15 protein-coding genes, 1 tRNA gene and 1 rRNA gene are annotated in these 17,663 nt (G+C 42.1%); 10 read left to right on the forward strand and 7 right to left on the reverse strand.

Annotated features, from left to right (window positions below; genetic code table 11):
* Positions 1-71 precede the first annotated feature (71 nt).
* A complete protein-coding gene (gene mltF / locus VJY63_RS04805; protein ID WP_324048615.1) occupies positions 72-1,520 on the reverse strand; it encodes a membrane-bound lytic murein transglycosylase MltF in 1,449 nt (482 codons plus the stop codon).
* Between the two features lie 332 nt (positions 1,521-1,852).
* On the opposite strand from mltF, the gene purL reads away from it, so the two are divergent.
* Both purL and VJY63_RS04815 read left to right on the forward strand, forming a co-directional pair.
* Entirely contained in the window at positions 1,853-5,761 is a 3,909-nt protein-coding gene (gene purL, locus VJY63_RS04810; protein WP_324048616.1) for a phosphoribosylformylglycinamidine synthase, read from the forward strand.
* A gap of 1 nt (position 5,762) precedes the next feature.
* The gene (locus VJY63_RS04815; protein ID WP_324048617.1) at positions 5,763-5,990 is read left to right on the forward strand and encodes a YheV family putative zinc ribbon protein; all 228 of its coding nucleotides are present in this window, start codon (positions 5,763-5,765) and stop codon (positions 5,988-5,990) included.
* Positions 5,991-6,101: 111 nt separating this feature from the next.
* On the opposite strand, the gene VJY63_RS04820 is transcribed toward VJY63_RS04815, so the two are convergent.
* The 3 genes from VJY63_RS04820 to rsmD form a co-directional block, all read right to left on the reverse strand.
* Positions 6,102-6,356: a YfhL family 4Fe-4S dicluster ferredoxin gene (locus VJY63_RS04820; RefSeq protein ID WP_324048618.1), complete on the reverse strand. Its 255-nt coding sequence runs from the start codon at positions 6,354-6,356 to the stop codon at positions 6,102-6,104.
* A gap of 51 nt (positions 6,357-6,407) precedes the next feature.
* Positions 6,408-6,905 (reverse strand): pantetheine-phosphate adenylyltransferase, encoded by a 498-nt coding sequence (gene coaD / locus VJY63_RS04825; protein WP_324048619.1) that lies wholly within the window; start codon positions 6,903-6,905, stop codon positions 6,408-6,410.
* A gap of 81 nt (positions 6,906-6,986) precedes the next feature.
* Complete coding sequence (gene rsmD, locus VJY63_RS04830; protein WP_324048620.1) at positions 6,987-7,580, reverse strand: 16S rRNA (guanine(966)-N(2))-methyltransferase RsmD; 594 nt, start codon at positions 7,578-7,580, stop codon at positions 6,987-6,989.
* A gap of 101 nt (positions 7,581-7,681) precedes the next feature.
* Between rsmD and ftsY the strand changes: the two genes are divergently transcribed.
* From ftsY to VJY63_RS04855, 5 genes are all read left to right on the forward strand, one after another.
* Positions 7,682-8,827 (forward strand): signal recognition particle-docking protein FtsY, encoded by a 1,146-nt coding sequence (ftsY, locus tag VJY63_RS04835; protein WP_324048621.1) that lies wholly within the window; start codon positions 7,682-7,684, stop codon positions 8,825-8,827.
* Positions 8,828-8,854: 27 nt separating this feature from the next.
* Positions 8,855-9,523, forward strand: a complete 669-nt coding sequence (gene ftsE, locus VJY63_RS04840; RefSeq protein ID WP_324048622.1) for a cell division ATP-binding protein FtsE — start codon at positions 8,855-8,857, stop codon at positions 9,521-9,523.
* On the forward strand, positions 9,520-10,611 hold the full coding sequence (ftsX, locus tag VJY63_RS04845; RefSeq protein WP_324048623.1) for a permease-like cell division protein FtsX: 1,092 nt from the start codon (positions 9,520-9,522) through the stop codon (positions 10,609-10,611). Before ftsE ends, ftsX begins: the two co-directional genes overlap by 4 nt.
* Before the next feature lie 96 nt (positions 10,612-10,707).
* Entirely contained in the window at positions 10,708-11,574 is an 867-nt protein-coding gene (gene rpoH, locus VJY63_RS04850) for an RNA polymerase sigma factor RpoH (protein WP_324048624.1), read from the forward strand.
* 62 nt (positions 11,575-11,636) lie between these two features.
* Positions 11,637-12,773 (forward strand): NnrS family protein, encoded by a 1,137-nt coding sequence (locus VJY63_RS04855; RefSeq protein ID WP_324048625.1) that lies wholly within the window; start codon positions 11,637-11,639, stop codon positions 12,771-12,773.
* Here the strand turns inward: VJY63_RS04855 and VJY63_RS04860 are convergent.
* A complete protein-coding gene (locus VJY63_RS04860; RefSeq protein ID WP_324048626.1) occupies positions 12,770-14,671 on the reverse strand; it encodes a diguanylate cyclase domain-containing protein in 1,902 nt (633 codons plus the stop codon). The genes VJY63_RS04855 and VJY63_RS04860 overlap by 4 nt on opposite strands.
* 249 nt (positions 14,672-14,920) lie before the next feature.
* Between VJY63_RS04860 and VJY63_RS04865 the strand changes: the two genes are divergently transcribed.
* Together VJY63_RS04865 and yaaA are read left to right on the forward strand one after the other, a co-directional pair.
* Positions 14,921-15,005, forward strand: a tRNA-Leu gene (locus VJY63_RS04865).
* A gap of 73 nt (positions 15,006-15,078) precedes the next feature.
* A complete protein-coding gene (yaaA, locus tag VJY63_RS04870) occupies positions 15,079-15,852 on the forward strand; it encodes a peroxide stress protein YaaA (RefSeq protein ID WP_324048627.1) in 774 nt (257 codons plus the stop codon).
* A 70-nt stretch (positions 15,853-15,922) separates the two neighbouring features.
* Here yaaA and VJY63_RS04875 read toward each other — a convergent pair whose 3' ends face one another.
* Positions 15,923-16,819, reverse strand: a complete 897-nt coding sequence (locus tag VJY63_RS04875; protein WP_324048628.1) for a Tim44 domain-containing protein — start codon at positions 16,817-16,819, stop codon at positions 15,923-15,925.
* A 140-nt stretch (positions 16,820-16,959) separates the two neighbouring features.
* Here VJY63_RS04875 and VJY63_RS04880 point away from each other — a divergent pair, with 140 nt between their 5' ends.
* The gene (locus VJY63_RS04880; RefSeq protein WP_324048629.1) at positions 16,960-17,505 is read left to right on the forward strand and encodes a hydrolase; all 546 of its coding nucleotides are present in this window, start codon (positions 16,960-16,962) and stop codon (positions 17,503-17,505) included.
* A gap of 66 nt (positions 17,506-17,571) precedes the next feature.
* On the opposite strand, the gene rrf is transcribed toward VJY63_RS04880, so the two are convergent.
* Positions 17,572-17,663: ribosomal RNA gene (rrf, locus tag VJY63_RS04885) — 5S ribosomal RNA — on the reverse strand; the annotation flags it as partial.

The raw sequence follows: 17,663 nt of genomic DNA on the forward strand, positions 1-17,663 counted from the left end.
CTGCTGGTTCAAATGGACGGGCAGGTTTTTTTATAACTAAAATTCAAAATTTGAACCGTTAAAAAAACGTGTTAAATGGTTGGCGGAACTTTACGAAACGCTGTTTCAAATTTAACTTTTGCAGCACGTTCTTCAAGCTGCTCAAGAAAATCATCTTGGCTACGCTCATGCCATTCTAAAATTTCTAAATAACGACGAATGTTGTGTACATAAGCAACCGGTTCATTGCCTCTAGCATAGCCATAACGTGTATTACGGTACCATTTACGCTGCGTTAATAATGGCAAATGCTTGGCAACGTCTTCCCAACTATTAGGGTTAAAACCTTGACCTTGGGTTATTTTACGTGCGTCTTCTAAATGCCCAAAACCTACGTTGTAAGATGCTAATGCCATATACAGACGGTCTTTACCCTGCACACCATCTGGCATACGTTTATATAATTGCTTTAAATAGCGCGAACCACCTTCAATACTTTCAAAGGGGTCTAATCTATCAACATTCAACTCATTGGCAGTACGCTGGGTTAACATCATTAAACCACGCACACCCGTTGGTGATACAGCATTACGACGCCAATGCGACTCTTGAAAAGATACCGCTGCTAACAACAACCAATCTAAATCTTGTTCTTTAGCGGCCACTCGAAAATGTGCTTCGTATTGGGGTAAACGTGAACGCACATGGCGTAAAAATAAAGGCGCACCCACATACTCTAAATACTGTTCATGGCGATAATAACGCGCTCTGATTTCGTTAATAGTGCCAAGGTCTTGGGCTAAATTAATGTACTGGGTTGCAGCGCGTTCTAGCTTAGAATACTTTTGCTTAGCATCTTTTTCCTTTGAAAAAAGCCAGACTAAAGCGGATGAAACTTCAGTATCAAAAGCAACCGCCACACGCGGGAAGAAAAAACGATTGATATTAAAATCTTGCGTACTGACAACGGCATAATCTAAATCACCGTCTTGAACCATTTTTAATAAATCGGTCACTTCAAGGTCTGTTGTTTCCATCCAGCTTAAATGTGGATGCCGCACTTGATGACTTTGCAACAATTCAGCTTGACGCGAACCGGCTAGAACAGCTAAAGACGTACCTTGAACAAGATCATCCCAGCTTTTAGGACGAAAATGCCCTGTACGATAAACCACCATTTGTGAACTGTGCAGTAAAGGAATGGATGCTGAGAAACGGCGGCTACGATCAAGCGTTAATCCTAAACTACCGGCAGCCATATCGACGCTACCATCTAATACGGCTTGCTCCATTTCTAGGGCATTAGCAAGATTAACAACGTTTAACTCAACCCCCAAATGCTCTGCAAAAGAACGTACTAGCTCATATTCAAAACCAGCATAGCCTTCACGGTGCTCATAAAACACCGCTGGAGTATTACGCATAGCCACAGTCAACGTACCCGCTTCAAGCACGCCATTGAGTGAGTCAGATTGTTTGCAACCTGCTGTTACTAGAAGTATCAGTAGCAACAAGGGTAATAATAAAAATTTTAATTTCATGTATAAAAGAACTCATCGAATAGTGCTCGATTGAATTTACACTTGGATTTAAGTACCAAGTCTGCCATTGAGTGCCGCAAAAAGTAATAAAGTAGCAGCCAGATCAAAGAGTTGCTAATTAGAAGGTTCTTGTAATTAGAATTTATTTATGGTTAGTGTTTTGTAAGCTTAGCAAATAATGTTTAAAAAAGCCTTCTTACCAATTTTATTTTTGTGACCCACTGTTCAATTTTTGTTCTTTAATAGCTCTAAATGCTTGTTTGCGCTATTATTCGCCTCAAGTTTTACCCTACTTTTTTCTTCTATTATTCCTGCTCTGACGAGGCTTGCTAATGCTCCAACTGCGCGGCGCTCCAGCTCTTTCAGCTTTTCGCTCACAAAAACTCTTGACCCAGCTTCAAGAAATTTCTGCTTCTATTACAAGTATTTATGCTGAGTTTATTCACCTGGCCGACCTGAGTTCTGAGCTAAATTCAGAACAAAACCAAGTACTTGAAGCTTTACTAGACTACGGCCCAACAGGTGAACAGCACCCACCCGAAGGTGTGCTTTTCTTGGTAGTACCACGCTTAGGCACCCAATCGCCTTGGTCTTCTAAAGCAACCGATATAGCCCATAACTGTGGCTTAACACAGGTTACACGTTTAGAGCGCGGTGTTGCTTATTACCTACAAGCTAGCCAAACCCTAACTGCAACCGAACAAGCAGCAGTGGATAGCTTGCTGCATGACCGTATGACTGAATCGCTGCTAACCAGTGTTGAATCGGCTAGCCAGTTGTTTCGCCATGAAAGCCCACGCACGCTTGCCAGCGTTGATATTTTAGGTGGTGGTCGTGACGCTTTAGTTAAAGCCAATACTGAATTAGGTTTAGCGCTCGCGGTTGATGAAATTGATTACCTCGTTGAAAGCTTTATTGGTTTAGGTAGAAATCCGAATGACGTTGAGCTAATGATGTTTGCTCAGGCTAACTCTGAGCATTGCCGTCATAAGATTTTTAATGCGGACTGGACAATTGATGGCACAGATTCACCGCATTCACTATTTGGCATGATTCGTAATACGCATAAACGTTCACCTGAAGGTGTTTTATCAGCTTACAAAGATAACGCTTCGGTGATTGAAGGCTTTTCTGCGCCACGTTTCTTTCCTCAGCCTGAAACCCACAGCTGGCAGCCTGTCGAAGAAGCGGTACATATTTTAATGAAGGTAGAAACCCACAATCACCCAACAGCCATTGCGCCTTTTGCAGGTGCTGCAACGGGTTCTGGCGGCGAAATTCGTGATGAAGGCGCAACAGGAATTGGCTCTAAGCCTAAAGCGGGACTAACAGGTTTTACGGTTTCCAACCTACGCATTCCAGGTTTTACTCAAGCGTGGGAAACAAACGATTATGGCAAGCCTGACCGCATTGTAACCGCCTTAGACATTATGATTGAAGGCCCTTTAGGTGGCGCAGCCTTTAATAACGAATTTGGTCGCCCGAATATCAATGGTTACTTCCGTACTTATGAAGAAAACACCCTTGGTTTAAATGGCAACGAACGTCGCGGTTATCACAAGCCCATTATGCTGGCCGGTGGATTAGGCAACATTCGCCCTAATCACGTTGAAAAAAATGAAATACCTGTGGGTGCTAAGCTGATTGTTTTAGGCGGCCCAGCCATGAATATTGGTTTGGGTGGTGGTGCGGCTTCGTCTATGGCAACGGGTTCTTCCAGTGCTGAATTAGACTTTGCTTCCGTACAAAGAGACAACCCAGAAATGGAGCGCCGTGCTCAAGAAGTGATTGACCGCTGCTGGGCAATGGGTGATGACAACCCGATTTGCTTTATTCACGACGTAGGCGCTGGTGGCCTGTCTAACGCTTTACCCGAATTAGTTAAAGATGGCGAGCGTGGCGGTTTGTTTAATTTGCGTGCCGTGCCTAACGCTGAACCGGGCATGAGCCCGCTAGAAATTTGGTGTAACGAAGCACAAGAGCGTTATGTCTTAGCCATCGCGCCAGCCAGCTTAGAATTATTCGATAAGCTGTGCCGCCGTGAACGTGCGACTTATGCTGTGGTCGGTGAAGCCTTAGCTGAACACCATTTAACGGTAACTGATGGGCACTTTGAAACTAAGCCGGTTGATTTACCTATGAGTGTGCTGTTTGGTAAAGCACCTAAAATGCAGCGCAGCTTTGAGCGCAAAACTTTAGACTTGCCCGAACTAAACCTTGCAGGCATCGCTATTAAAGATGCGGCTGAGCGCATTCTTAGCTTGCCCACTGTCGCCAGTAAACAGTTCTTAATTACCATCGGCGACCGCAGCGTTTCTGGCTTAGTAGCGCGTGACCAAATGGTTGGCCCTTGGCAAGTGCCTGTTGCTAACTGTGCCGTTACCACCGCAACGCCTTTTACCGAAGTCGGGGAAGCAATGGCAATGGGTGAGCGCACACCCATCGCACTCATTAACCCTGCTGCTTCGGGTCGTATGGCGGTTGCTGAATCCATTACCAACATAGCAGCGGCCAGCATTAATCAGCTTAGCGATATTAAATTATCGGCTAACTGGATGTCAGCCGCGAATCACGCTGGCGAAAACCAAGCCCTTTACGACACCGTTTATGCGGTCGGTATGGAACTTTGCCCCGCACTGGGCATTGCCATTCCGGTTGGAAAAGATTCCATGTCGATGCGTACCGTTTGGGAGGATGAACAAGGGCAAGAAAAATCCATTACCTCGCCCCTGTCTTTAGTGGTCACGGCTTTTGCGCCGGTTACTGCAGCTAGAAAAACCCTAACGCCTCAGTTGCGTACCGATAAAGGTGAAACCGATTTACTGCTGATTGATTTAGGTCGCGGTCAAAACCGTTTAGGTGGTTCGGCTTTAGCACAAGTGTATAACCAATTAGGTAATCAAGCGCCTGACTTAGACGACCCTGAAGATTTAAAAGCCTTTTTTGCGGTGATTCAAGGTTTGAACAACGAAGATAAACTGCTGGCTTACCATGACCGTTCTGACGGTGGCTTGTTTGTAACCCTTACTGAGATGGCCTTTGCTGGGCACACAGGTTTAGACATTAAACTTGAAATGCTAGCAGAAAATACCGCCGAAGCCTTAGCAGTACTGTTTAGTGAAGAACTCGGTGCGGTTATTCAAGTGCGCCAAAAAGACACTGAATTTGTGCTGATGCAATTAGCAGCCGCCGGTCTTGGCGAATGCGCTCAAGTGATAGGTCGCCCTGAAACCGATGACTTGCTTAGCTTCTCTTTAGATGGCGAACTGCTGCTACAAGCCAGCCGTGTTGAATACCAGCGCCGTTGGTCAGAAACCAGCTATCGCATTCAAGCACTGCGCGATAATGCAGATTGCGCTCAGGAAGAGTTTGATAGCCTGTTAGATGCCAAAAACCCCGGCCTTAGCCCCAAGGTGAGCTTTGATTTAACCCAAGACCTAGCAGCGCCTTACTTAAAGCTAACACAGCGCCCACAAGTAGCCATTTTGCGTGAACAGGGTGTGAACAGCCAAATGGAAACTGCGGCTGCCTTCTACCGTGCTGGTTTTGATCCCATCGACGTGCATATGAGCGATCTACTTAGCGGTGCTATTCGCTTAGAAAACTTCCGTGGTTTAGCCACTTGCGGTGGTTTTTCTTATGGCGACGTTTTAGGTGCTGGGGGTGGTTGGGCTAAGTCGGTGCTTTTTCATGCAAAAACCCGTGATGCCTTTGCTGCTTTTTTTGAAAGGGAAGACACCTTCACGCTGGGTATTTGTAATGGTTGCCAAATGTTGTCGCAGTTGAAGGATTTAATCCCTGGTGCTGAGCATTGGCCACGTTTTGTACGCAACCTAAGCGAGCAGTTTGAAGCACGGGTTGCAACGGTGGAAATTCAGAAGTCTAAATCAATTCTGCTAGCAGGTATGGAAGGTTCACGCTTACCCATTGCCGTTTCTCACGGTGAAGGCCGCGCTGAATTCCGTGATGCTGAGCACCTTAAAATTACTGAGCAAAGCGGCAGTGTTGCGCTACGCTTTGTCGATAACTACGGCGCGGTAACACAAAGTTATCCAGCCAACCCAAATGGTTCGCCAACGGGCATTACAGGTTTAACCAGTGCCGATGGTCGTGCCACCATTATGATGCCGCACCCAGAACGTGTAGCGCGTACTATCAATAACTCTTGGCATCCAGACAGCTGGGGCGAGCAAGGCCCTTGGCAGCGTTTGTTTGCTAATGCCAGAAAATGGGTCGATTAAAATGACTGAACCTGTAAAGCGCTTTATTGCTGGGGCCGTGTGCCCCCGTTGTAACACTATGGATGTACTTAAATCGTGGCAAGCCGATGGCTTTCAACACCGTGAATGCGTCAGCTGCGACTTTGTTGATGCCATTAGCTTAGAGATGCCTGAAGAGTTACCGACTCGGGTTAATCAAACCAAGCTTGACCCTAAAGATGAAATTCAGGTGGTTAAGTTTATTCCTTAACCTAAGCTGGCTAGTTTAAAATTGATTTAACTTAAAAGTCAGCAACAAAAAAAGGCGGCAAACCCAATCGGTCTGCCGCCTTTTTTATATGATTAATTCAGCGCAGCGATACTAGCCCAGCGCAGCAGTAATCACTTCGTACTTTTCCATCAACTGATCTTTATCTTCAACGTGATTTGGGTCTTTAGGAATGCACTCAACAGGGCAAACGTCCACACACTGAGGCTCGTCATAGTGACCCACGCACTCAGTACACAAGTTAGGGTCTATTTCATAGATTTCATCGCCCTGAGAAATGGCATTGTTGGGGCATTCTGGTTCGCATACATCACAGTTGATGCATTCATCGGTAATGTACAAAGCCATGAGTCATACCTCTTTATCTTATCAATTAGCAAGCGGGGGCTTTTACAAGCCTTATAAATTTATTGCACGCGCACTGGCGTATTTTTTCTGTAAAGCATCAACCACATAAGGGTGTACAAGTTTACTAACATCACCGCCTAAACTAGACACTTCACGCACCAAAGTAGAAGCAATAAATGATAATCGCTCTGAAGGCGGTAAAAAAATACTTTCTAAATTAGGCGCTAGGGTTCGGTTAAGTTGTGCCAGTTGTAGCTCATATTCAAAATCAGCCACACCACGCACGCCGCGTAGAATAATATTGGCATTTTGCTGCTGCATTAGTTCAGTTAATAAGCAGTTAAAACCCACCACTTCAACCTTAGAATTTTTAGCCATCACCTGCTGCACCAGCTGAATACGTTCGGCTAATTCAAATAATGGTTTTTTGCGCGGACTCTCAGCAACGGCAACAATTACGCGGTCAAAAAGGCACGTCGCTCGCTCAATTAAATCGCTGTGCCCTAATGTAACAGGATCAAAAGTACCAGGATAAACCACTGTATTCATATCGACCTCGTACCAGTGAAGTGAATAGCATTTAAAAAAACGCATCTTACCCAAAAGCGCCAAGTGGCTCAAATAACCTTTTCATCTGGTATACAAACTAAAATGCACATCGCCAATTTGCTTATCTTTTTGCAACACCCAGTTAGCGGGAAAAGTCACTAGGCTGGCTGACTGTTTAGCTTGTTCAACATAAATATAAGCGCCTTCGGCTAACCAGCCTTTTTCTTCTAACAATTGGCAAGCAGGCGCTAATAAAGGCTGTCCAAAAGGTGGATCTAAAAAAACCACTTCAAAAGGCGTTGCTGGCTGGCTTTCTAACCAATGCAACGCATCAGTATTGACAAGTGTTAAGCGTTCACCAGCTAAAGGGGTTAATAACACGCTTAATTGCTTGACTACTTTAGTGTCACGTTCAATGGCTGTCACCTGTGCAGCACCGCGGCTTAATGCCTCAACCGCTAGCGCACCACTGCCGGCAAAAGCATCAAGGCAAGTTTTGTTTGCAATAATAAACTGCAACCAATTAAATAAAGTTTCACGAATACGATCAGGCGTTGGCCTTAATCCTTCAACGTCAGGAACAGGTAATTTTCGCCCACGCCATTCACCGCCAATCACTCTTACTTGACCCGTTGCGACTGGTTTGGTTTTTTTCTGTGGTTTATACATCATCATCTCAGCTCGTTTAGCTTATCTTCTACCTTCAAAGGCAGTCAGGTGGTAGGATAACCGATTAAATACCCGTTTAAGACACCTTTTATTAAGATACCAATACCATGTTTGGATTATTTAAACGCAAGAAAAAACAAGCCGAAGCCACGCTAGAGGCTCTATCCGAAAAACCAACAACTATATCAACAACAACACCCGAAGCTGATTTAGAAGCTGATTTAGTTGAAAAAACAGCACCAGAACAACCGATAGAACAACCCGCAGCAGCGGTGATAGAGCCCGTTGTAAAACCTATTACAGAACCCATTATAGAACCCAATCCACCTAAAAAAGTGGGGCTTTTTGCACGTTTAAAACAAGGATTAGCACGCACCGGCAGCGGTTTAGCCGACTTATTTTTAGGTTCGCGTAAAATTGATGATGAGCTATTAGAAGAGCTAGAAACTCGCCTATTAATGGCTGATGTGGGCATGACCGCCACGCGTGAAATTATTACCAATCTAACCGACAAAGTTAAGCGTAACCAATTAAAAGATTCTGATGCTTTATTTGCAGCACTTAAAGATGAACTCAAACTGATTTTACAGCCTGTCTGTAAGCCATTAGTGCTTGTTGATAAACCTGAAAAACCCCAAGTTATTTTGATGATTGGCGTGAATGGTGTGGGTAAAACCACCACTATTGGTAAATTAGCTAAGCGCTACCAAAAAGAAGGCCGCAAAGTTTTGCTAGCCGCTGGCGATACTTTTAGAGCAGCAGCCGTTGAGCAGCTACAAATTTGGGGTGATCGTAATTCAGTCCCAGTCATTGCCCAACACACAGGCGCTGACAGTGCTAGCGTGATTTTTGATGCGCTAAAAGCGGCTCAATCGCGCAAAGCTGACCTTTTAATCGCGGATACAGCAGGGCGTTTGCACAATAAAAGCAATTTAATGGAAGAATTGTCTAAAGTGCACCGTGTTATGCAGAAAATAGACCCCGAAGCACCTCACGAAGTGTTGTTAGTGTTAGATGCAGCTACCGGACAAAATGCGTTAGCTCAGGCACGTCAGTTTAATAAATCAGTGCCTATCACTGGCCTAGTATTAACTAAGTTAGACGGCACCGCTAAAGGCGGCATTGTTTTTGCGCTTGCGCGTGAATTAAATATTCCGGTTAGGTTTATTGGCGTGGGTGAACAAGCCGATGACTTACGTGACTTTGATGCTGATAGCTTTGTTGACGCACTTTTAGCAGTTGAAACCGACTAATAAAATAGCAGGCCAATGGGAGGGCCGATGATCCAATTTCATAACGTCTTTAAACGCTACGAAAGCGGCCATGAAGCGCTGCAAAACATTAGCTTTACCTTAAATGAAGGTGAAATGGCTTTTTTAACAGGCCATTCAGGTTCAGGTAAAAGTACGCTACTCAAGTTAATTATGCGTATGGAAGTGGCAACACGCGGGCAAGTCAATGTCGATGGTATTAACCTTAATCATTTAGCGCGTCGTCATGTACCTTTTTTACGTCGCAAAATTGGTGTGGTTTTTCAGGATCACCAATTACTGTTTGATCGCAGCGTTTACGACAACGTTGCGCTACCTTTAGTGATTGACGGTATGGTGCCGCAAGAAATAGGCCGCCGCGTACGGGCTGCACTCGATAAAGTTGGCTTACTTTCTAAAGAAAAAATGACCCCGATTATGCTATCCGGTGGTGAACAACAGCGCGTAGGCATTGCGCGAGCAGTGGTTAACAAACCGCCTATTTTACTGGCAGATGAGCCGACGGGTAATCTTGACCCACAACTTTCAGCTGAAATTATGCAGCTTTTTCGTCAGTTCAACGCGGTCGGTGTAACCGTACTCATTGCTTCACACGATATTGATTTAATTTCACGCATGGGAATGCGGATAATGGAATTGAATCAAGGTGGCTTGTCTCGCAGTGGAGTAATGGAATGATTAACAAGCGCCCAACCTCTAATCGTCCTAGCGGTGCAACCTTCCCTGATCGCCCGCAACGTGATGCCACTAAAAATGCGACTAAAAAACCACCCAATCGCCTGCGCTCTAACCCAGAACAACGCAGTAAAAGTGCGGTCAGTGGCGCACAAATCAGTAAAGTGAATACCAGCGATCGTATTAAAGCTTGGCGCCGTCATCATTTAAGCGTTGCAGTTGATAGTCTGACTCGATTATTAGCAACACCTTTTGGAAGCTTAATGACTTGGGCAGTGATTGCTATTGCACTGTCTTTACCCGTTGGCTTGTATGTATTTTTAAATAACGCACAGCTAGTTTCTAGTAATTGGGATGGTAGCGCCCAAATCTCACTGTATTTAAAAGAAAATGTGCAAGAATCTGCTGGACAGAATTTAACAAAAACCTTACAAATGGATGGCGAAATAGCTGAAACACGCTATTTATCACGTGAGCAAACCCTAGCTGAATTTAAAGAGTTTTCTGGCTTTGGTGAGGCGTTAGATTACCTAGACGAAAATCCTTTACCGCCGGTTATTATTGTTCGACCAGCGATCTCTGGAATAAACAATCAAACAGCGCTAGTTGGACGCTTACAAGCCTTACCCGAAGTGGAAGAAGCACAGCTAGACCTTGCTTGGGTTAAACGCCTTTATCACATTATGGAATTAGGTCAGCGCACCATTGCTGCTTTAGGGTTTTTGTTAGGCTTGGCGGTTCTTCTAGTCATAGGTAACACCATTCGCCTAGCGATAGAAAACCGCCGCCAAGAAATCGTGGTGGTTAAGTTAATTGGTGCCACTGATGCTTTTGTGCGACGACCTTTTCTTTATACCGGAATTTGGTATGGTTTGGGCGGTGGGTTATTGTCTTGGGTTTTAGTGAATGCATCACTTTATTGGTTAGATGCCCCCGTTCGTTCGTTAGCCAGCGCTTATGCTAGTGACTTCAACTTAATTGGGCTAACCCTGCAAGATTCACTCTTATTATTAATAGCTAGTACACTGCTTGGTTGGCTTGGTGCTTGGATAGCAGTCGGTCGCCATTTAGGAAAAGTAGAGCCACATTAAGGCTTATTAAGGCTTAACAAGGAACTTATCAGACTTAATGGTGGTCTTAGCACCATAATATTTATCTACCAATCTTTAATTTTTACGGAGATATAAATGAGCACCCAACTACAAGTTGCAGGTATTTTATCACCCGGTCGTGACCTTAGTGCCTATATTCAAACGGTTAACACGATTCCTTTGCTAACGGCTGAAGAAGAAAAAAACTTAGGTTATCGCCTACAAGATGCTGGTGATTTAGAAGCCGCTCGTATGTTAGTTATGTCTCACTTGCGTTTTGTGGTTCACATTGCTCGTAGTTACCAAGGTTATGGTTTGCCTCAAGCCGATTTAATTCAAGAAGGCAATATTGGTTTAATGAAAGCAGTAAAACGCTTTGATGCCAGCATGGGCGTTCGCCTCGTATCTTTTGCTGTACATTGGATCAAAGCTGAAATTCATGAGTTTGTATTGCGTAACTGGCGCATTGTTAAAGTCGCCACAACTAAAGCCCAGCGTAAATTATTCTTTAACCTACGCGGTGCTAAAAAAGACTTTGGTTGGCTAAATGTTGAAGAGCTTAAAGCCATTGCGACCGACTTAAATGTTAAGCCAGAAACGGTACGCGAAATGGAAGGCCGATTAGCGTCTATTGATACAGCCTTTGATGGTTATACCGATGATGACGATGATACTTACAATGCAGCACCAGTTAACTATTTGATTGATTCTCGCTATGACCCTGCAATTTTAGCAGAAGATGAAAATAGCGAAACCGATGCTAACACTCGATTGCAAGATGCTTTAGCTTTGTTAGATGAACGCAGCCGCGATATTTTGCAACAACGCTGGTTAACGGATAATAAGTCTACCCTGCATGAATTAGCAGCTATTTATGGCGTATCGGCTGAACGCATTCGCCAGCTAGAAAAAAATGCCATGAATAAAATCCGCACCAGTTTACAGGGTGAACTTATTGCTTAAACTCAATTAAATTTAACTTTGTAACCACTGCTGCCAATATATACCCACCGAGGCTAGTAACAATGGCGTTTTTTGCACTGGGTTTTCGCCCTTTCTTTCTGCTAGCAGCAGTGGGCGGTTTTATGATGATGCTAGTCTGGATTCTTACGCTTTCATTAGGTTACAGCTGGCCAGGTGTAGACAACGTTATTAGCTGGCATCGCCATGAAATGCTGTTTGGTTACACAGGTGCTGTGATTGCTGGTTTTTTACTGACTTCGGTAAGAAATTGGACAGGAAAATCGACACCTAAAGGTAAGCCTTTAGCTGCTCTAGTTATTATTTGGGTAATGGCTCGTTTAGCGCCCTTAGTGAGTGAACAACAACTGCTGTACGTTGCTTTAGACTTACTTTTTTGGGTGGGCTTATTCATTAGCTTATGGCACGCCTTAATTAGCGCTGCATTCCGCAACCGAGTATTTTTACTATTAGTTGGCTTATTAGGCACAGCAGCAGCGTTAAGCCACTGGTCCATTTTACAGCCTGACAATGCAAACCTTAGTTATATTGGTGCTTACCTTGGTTTAGATATTATTCTAATCATTATGTTGATTATGGGTGGACGCGTTATTCCTTTCTTTATTCAACGTGGGCTACAAAAACCTGAACAAGCACGTAACCCTCGGCTAGAAAAAGGTTTGCCACCTTTACTTTTGATAATGCTAGCCATCAACCTTTTACTTGCTAATACACCTTGGGTAGCAGTCATAAACTTTATTTTAGCCTGCTGGTTATTACCCAATCTTTGGCGGTGGCATGATAAGGGTATTTGGCATAAACCGCTGTTGTGGAGTCTATACTTAGCCTACGCTTGGATTATCTTAGGTTTATTATTACGAAGTTTTGGCGTGTTAGGCTGGGTTAGCCCTTATTTAGGTGTTCACGCGCTAACGGTAGGTGGCATAGGCTTGTTAACGTTAAGTATGATGAGCCGAGTTGGTTTAGGTCACACTGGTCGAGCATTAGAACCTACCAAGTTAACAGTCATAGCATTAGGATTAATGATGACAGCAGCTGTGGTTAGGGTATTTTTAGCCAGTAGTTTAGGATTAATCGCTTACCAAATATCAGCAGCACTTTGGATGTTAGCGCTGCTGATATTTGTGGTGGTTTACTTACCGATTCTTACTCAACCTAGACCTGATGGTAAAGCAGGCTAAAGGTCTTCAGCTTCTGAAAAGTAGCGAAAAGTATTGCGCCCACTTTCTTTGGCACGGTACATGGCAATGTCAGCATTTTTAACCAGTTCATCAACAGTGCAGCCATCTTTAGGATAAATAGCGATACCTATGGATACACCAATTTTTATTTCATGACCTGCAAGCATAAAAGATTGCGTTAACGCACTAATTATTTTTTCTGCTACAACACTAGAAGCATCCGGTTTAGCAGAGTGATCCAGTATTGCTAAAAACTCATCGCCGCCTAGTCGACCTAGCGTATCTTGCTCTCTTAATATTGCTTTAAGCCTTTGTCCAACCGCTTGTAAAAGTAAATCCCCCACTGGATGGCCAAGGGTATCATTAACTTCTTTAAAGTGATCTAAATCCATAAAAAGAATCGCCAAACTTTGATTACAATTTAAGGCTTTATCGACTGCTTTTCTAATGCGTCGATTTAATAAAGTACGATTAGGTAAACCAGTCAACTGATCATAATGTGCTAAATAGTTAATGCGTTCTTCATTTGCTTTACTTTCAGAAATATCATTGAAGATATGAATATAGTTAATAACTTGTCCATCTTCACTTAATAAAGCACTAATACTTTGCAAGACAGGCAATAGCTCACTATTTTTATGTTGATACCAAATTTCACCTTGCCAGCTATCTTTAACTTCTAATGATTGCTGTATTTTAGTCTGTAAACGCTCTATAGCTTTCTTTTTATAAAATAAGTTTTGTAAATCTTTACCTAAAACATCCTCCGCAGCAAAGCCTGTAATTTGGCTAAAGGCTGAGTTAACTTTTATTAAGTGCATTTTTGCATCAGTCACCGCAATGGCTTCTCGTGTGCCTTCAAAAACACTGGCAATCAAGCGTAATTCTTCAGTAGAATGTTCTAGCTCTTTAGTTTGAAAAGTTAAACGTCGTATTAATGGGTGTAGTGCTTTACTAATAGCAAAGGCAGCAACGCCTAACATAAATATAATTGCTAGCAGTGGCCATAAAACTTGCTGACGAATGGCAGAATAAAAGCTATTAACAGGAATTTCAGCAACCAATGACCAATTAGAGTCAACTAACGGTATTATAAAAATAATATTTTTACAATTAGAATCAGGTCTTATAGTACATTCTTTATGCTTATTAGCTTTACTCAAGTAAAGCATCTTTTTACTATCAATTTCTTCTACCAAAACAAAATTTTTATTTGATTTATTGTAAGATAAACGCTTTTTATTAACTAAATTTGCTAGGTATACATTTGCTTTATTGTTTAATTGCAACCTATCATTCAATACATCAATAAGTTTTAAACCATTAAAATAAAGTATATCTTGACCAATCAGATCACCTTCCTTAGAAAAAATATTGGCATCAACACGCACAATTAGCAGGCCATTCAGTTGAACAAATGTATAGCCATCTTGCTTGCTTACTGGAAAATTTTTAAACGGAGTAATAATTTCTTCAAGCGTTGCTGGCGTTTGCCCTATTCTAGCTAACACTTCACCTTTAACACCCAAACGAACCAAGCCTAATAATTCATCCGATAAATTCATAGCTTCTTTAAGCCTAGGCTCAGAAAAAGCACTCACATCAGCCAGAGACATATTACCCGCATGATACCTTTCTAAACGTACCCGTATTTCTGTTCTGCCGGTAAACTGTTGAGCAAGGTCTTGATATTTATCCAGTAAATTATCTATGACACTAGCCTGACTCCGAACGCCAGTGAGTGTGATTTGCTCAAGGTTATTACGCGCAGAATAATAAAAAGGAATACTCGTACTTAAACTAGCGACCAAACCAGTGGCTAAAACACCCATTAAGGCAATCAACAAAATACGTTTACGAATTAAAGCTATTCGGTGTGTTTCGTGTGCAAAATTCATAGCACCTCTATAGCTGTAAGAACACAGCAGCATTATTTTAATTTATTGAGTCTAATAGATTCCACAAACTTTAGTAACTGGAACAGCCTACAGCTTCATCTTCATCTTCATCCTCCTAAACCTTGATTTTTAAGTTTTTTTGCTGCTAAATGCGCTTTTTGAAAAACTAAGTATTGACGGCTAACAAAACAGCCTTATAATGTACGTCTTGTTTAGCGTTAGTAAATGCTATTTAAGCTTTTCAAATAAGCCGGTGTGGTGAAATTGGTATACACGACGGATTCAAAATCCGTTGCCGCAAGGCGTAGCGGTTCAAGTCCGCTCACCGGTACCATCTTTTTTCTGTGTTAGTAGTCGATCAGTTGTTATAATAGTATAACTTTTCTCCTTCAATATTTGGAGTATTTATGCTTACTATTTTATCACCAGCTAAATCTTTAGACTTCCAATCCCCCTCAACTAGCCAAATTCATACCCAGCCTATTTTTCAGCAAGAAGCACTTGAACTTGTTGAACAGTTAAGAATACTTGCACCTCAAGACCTTTGCCAATTAATGAAAATTAGCGATAAACTAGGTAGCCTTAACGCGGCACGCTTTCAAGAATGGCAACTGCCCTTTACTTTTGAAAATGCCAAATCTGCTGTTCTGGCCTTTACCGGCGATGTTTATATGGGGCTTGATGCAAGCAGTCTTGATGATTCATCACTTGAGTTTGGGCAGCGGCACTTAGCTATTTTATCAGGGCTTTATGGCTTACTTAAACCTATGGATTTAATTCAAGCGTATCGATTAGAAATGGGTACTAAATTTAGCAACACACGCGGTAAAGATATTCATAGCTTTTGGCGGTCACTGGTAACTAAAGAGCTAAAAAAATGCCTAACAGAGCAAGTAACACCAGTATTAGTTAATTTAGCATCTAAAGAATACTTTCAAGCAGTTGATACTAAGCAGCTTAATAAACGGATTATTACTCCAGTCTTTAAAGATTGGAAAAACAATCAATACAAAATCATTAACTTCTATGCTAAAAAAGCCCGTGGATTAATGACGCGTTTTATCCTACAAGAAAAAATAGACCAACCAGATAATTTAAAAGACTTTGAATTAGAAGGTTATCGTTTTAATCCATCCATGAGTGAAGGCGATAGTTGGGTGTTTACTAGAAGGCTAGCTTAAAAATCAAATAAGCTTAAAAATAAAAAAAGGCACACCAATTAAGGCGTGCATTTTTTGTTAATTTATTATTTTAACTTTCGACTTGCTCAATCCCCTGAATAAGCCAAAGTGCATTCTCTTGATTCATATCACGAATTAGATGCCAAATTTCACAAAAATTTAAATCTTCTTCGCCTTCATTAATAACCCCATGAAACATAATTGCTAACTCAACAAGCTTGCTGGGTAACTGTTGAATATTGGTCATTTCAACAGCAAGCTTATGCACTTGTGTTTCTACATGATTAACTTGAGCAGCACGTTCTTCTTTTAAAAACTTATATAGCTGCGGTGTTACATAGCTTTCAATGGTTGAAAGATCATTAGCATCCCAAGCTTTTTGTAGGTCTAAAAAATGACTACGCGCACCTTCTAAAAAAGTTTTCTCATTAAACCAATCAGGTGCACCATAAATAACTTCCTCATCATTCATTACAGCATCTACTTTAACTTTGGCTAATGAATCAGTAACAGTAGTGTCAGTATTAAAAGATTGGTTTGAAGATGGCGCTTGTATATCTGAATAATTATTTCTAACAAAGCTACTCATTGCTGGTTGCTCATATTGAATATGTTGCTGCTTACGACGACTACGTAAAAAATAAATTAAACCACCTGCAATTAAAGCAATTAGCAAGATATCTAAAAATTGAATACCATCAAATACTCCCCCCATAAAAAGTGCTGCTAACAAACCACCTGCTGCTAAACCCATGAACATACTGCCTATACCACTAAAACCACGACCTGATGCAGATTTAGCAGGGTTTGCTGCTTGTTGTTTTGATGCTTGATTAGAAGCAGGTGTGGCTTGGCTAGAGAAAGTACCTTTAGATCCACCGCCACCAAACCTACGAGCATCAGCATCACCAACACCAAACACCAACAAGAAAACAAAACTTGTAAAAAAAACGACTAGTCGTATCACTTAGCAACTCCCAATATGGACAGCAGCCAGATGGCTGGATTCAAAAATTTGGATGAGGTAAGGTAAGCTAACAATAAGTGAGGCAACTTACCGCATTAGACTCAAGTCTAACAATAATACCCTAAGAGAGGGAGTTTAATATGCTACTTCAAGCATCAAATAGCTTTTTACTAGTCATAGATATACAAAGTCGCTTAGCGCCTTTTATCGACAAAGGTTCGCTAATAATTAACAATAGTTGCTGGCTTATTGAAATAGCTAAAGAATTAGGTATACCTGTACGCGCTACCGAACAATACCCCCAAGGTATAGGTGAAAGCGTTCTACCTATTAAAGAGCGCCTAGAAACCAGTGAGATACTACAAAAGATACATTTTAGTGCATTGAAAGAACCAGAAATAAAAAATCACTTAGCAAATCTAAAACGTAAACAAGTTGTTCTTGTTGGTACTGAAGCACACGTATGCGTATTTCAAACTGCGGTTGAGCTACTTGAAGCAGGTTATCAAGTTTACTTAGTAGAAGAGGCTGTAGGCTCGCGTAAAGCTAGAGATAAAGAATTAGCCTTAAAGCGCCTTAAACAGATGGGCGCACAAATAGTATGTAGAGAAATGGTTGCTTTTGAATGGCTAGAAAAATCAGGTACTGATACTTTTCGAAAAGTTGTTAAAGAATGGATTAAATAATTTCCTGCTTAAATTTTAGGCATAAAAAAACCCCCAGCTTGATAAGCTGAGGGTTATTTTATAAGTGCCTGACGATGACCTACTTTCACATGGGGAGACCCCACACTATCATCGGCGCTAAGCGGTTTCACTTCTGAGTTCGGTAAGGGATCAGGTGG

This window comes from Marinospirillum sp. (assembly GCF_035271045.1).
GTDB lineage: Bacteria > Pseudomonadota > Gammaproteobacteria > Pseudomonadales > Halomonadaceae > Marinospirillum.

Bases quoted from the DNA above. Each gene is read 5' to 3' on its own strand.
- mltF (WP_324048615.1), bottom strand. From the start codon at position 1,520: ATGAAATTAAAATTTTTATTATTACCCTTGTTGCTACTGATACTTCTA.
- purL (WP_324048616.1), top strand. From the start codon at position 1,853: ATGCTCCAACTGCGCGGCGCTCCAGCTCTTTCAGCTTTTCGCTCACAA.
- VJY63_RS04815 (WP_324048617.1), top strand. From the start codon at position 5,763: ATGACTGAACCTGTAAAGCGCTTTATTGCTGGGGCCGTGTGCCCCCGT.
- VJY63_RS04820 (WP_324048618.1), bottom strand. From the start codon at position 6,356: ATGGCTTTGTACATTACCGATGAATGCATCAACTGTGATGTATGCGAA.
- coaD (WP_324048619.1), bottom strand. From the start codon at position 6,905: ATGAATACAGTGGTTTATCCTGGTACTTTTGATCCTGTTACATTAGGG.
- rsmD (WP_324048620.1), bottom strand. From the start codon at position 7,580: ATGATGATGTATAAACCACAGAAAAAAACCAAACCAGTCGCAACGGGT.
- ftsY (WP_324048621.1), top strand. From the start codon at position 7,682: ATGTTTGGATTATTTAAACGCAAGAAAAAACAAGCCGAAGCCACGCTA.
- ftsE (WP_324048622.1), top strand. From the start codon at position 8,855: ATGATCCAATTTCATAACGTCTTTAAACGCTACGAAAGCGGCCATGAA.
- ftsX (WP_324048623.1), top strand. From the start codon at position 9,520: ATGATTAACAAGCGCCCAACCTCTAATCGTCCTAGCGGTGCAACCTTC.
- rpoH (WP_324048624.1), top strand. From the start codon at position 10,708: ATGAGCACCCAACTACAAGTTGCAGGTATTTTATCACCCGGTCGTGAC.
- VJY63_RS04855 (WP_324048625.1), top strand. From the start codon at position 11,637: ATGGCGTTTTTTGCACTGGGTTTTCGCCCTTTCTTTCTGCTAGCAGCA.
- VJY63_RS04860 (WP_324048626.1), bottom strand. From the start codon at position 14,671: ATGAATTTTGCACACGAAACACACCGAATAGCTTTAATTCGTAAACGT.
- yaaA (WP_324048627.1), top strand. From the start codon at position 15,079: ATGCTTACTATTTTATCACCAGCTAAATCTTTAGACTTCCAATCCCCC.
- VJY63_RS04880 (WP_324048629.1), top strand. From the start codon at position 16,960: ATGCTACTTCAAGCATCAAATAGCTTTTTACTAGTCATAGATATACAA.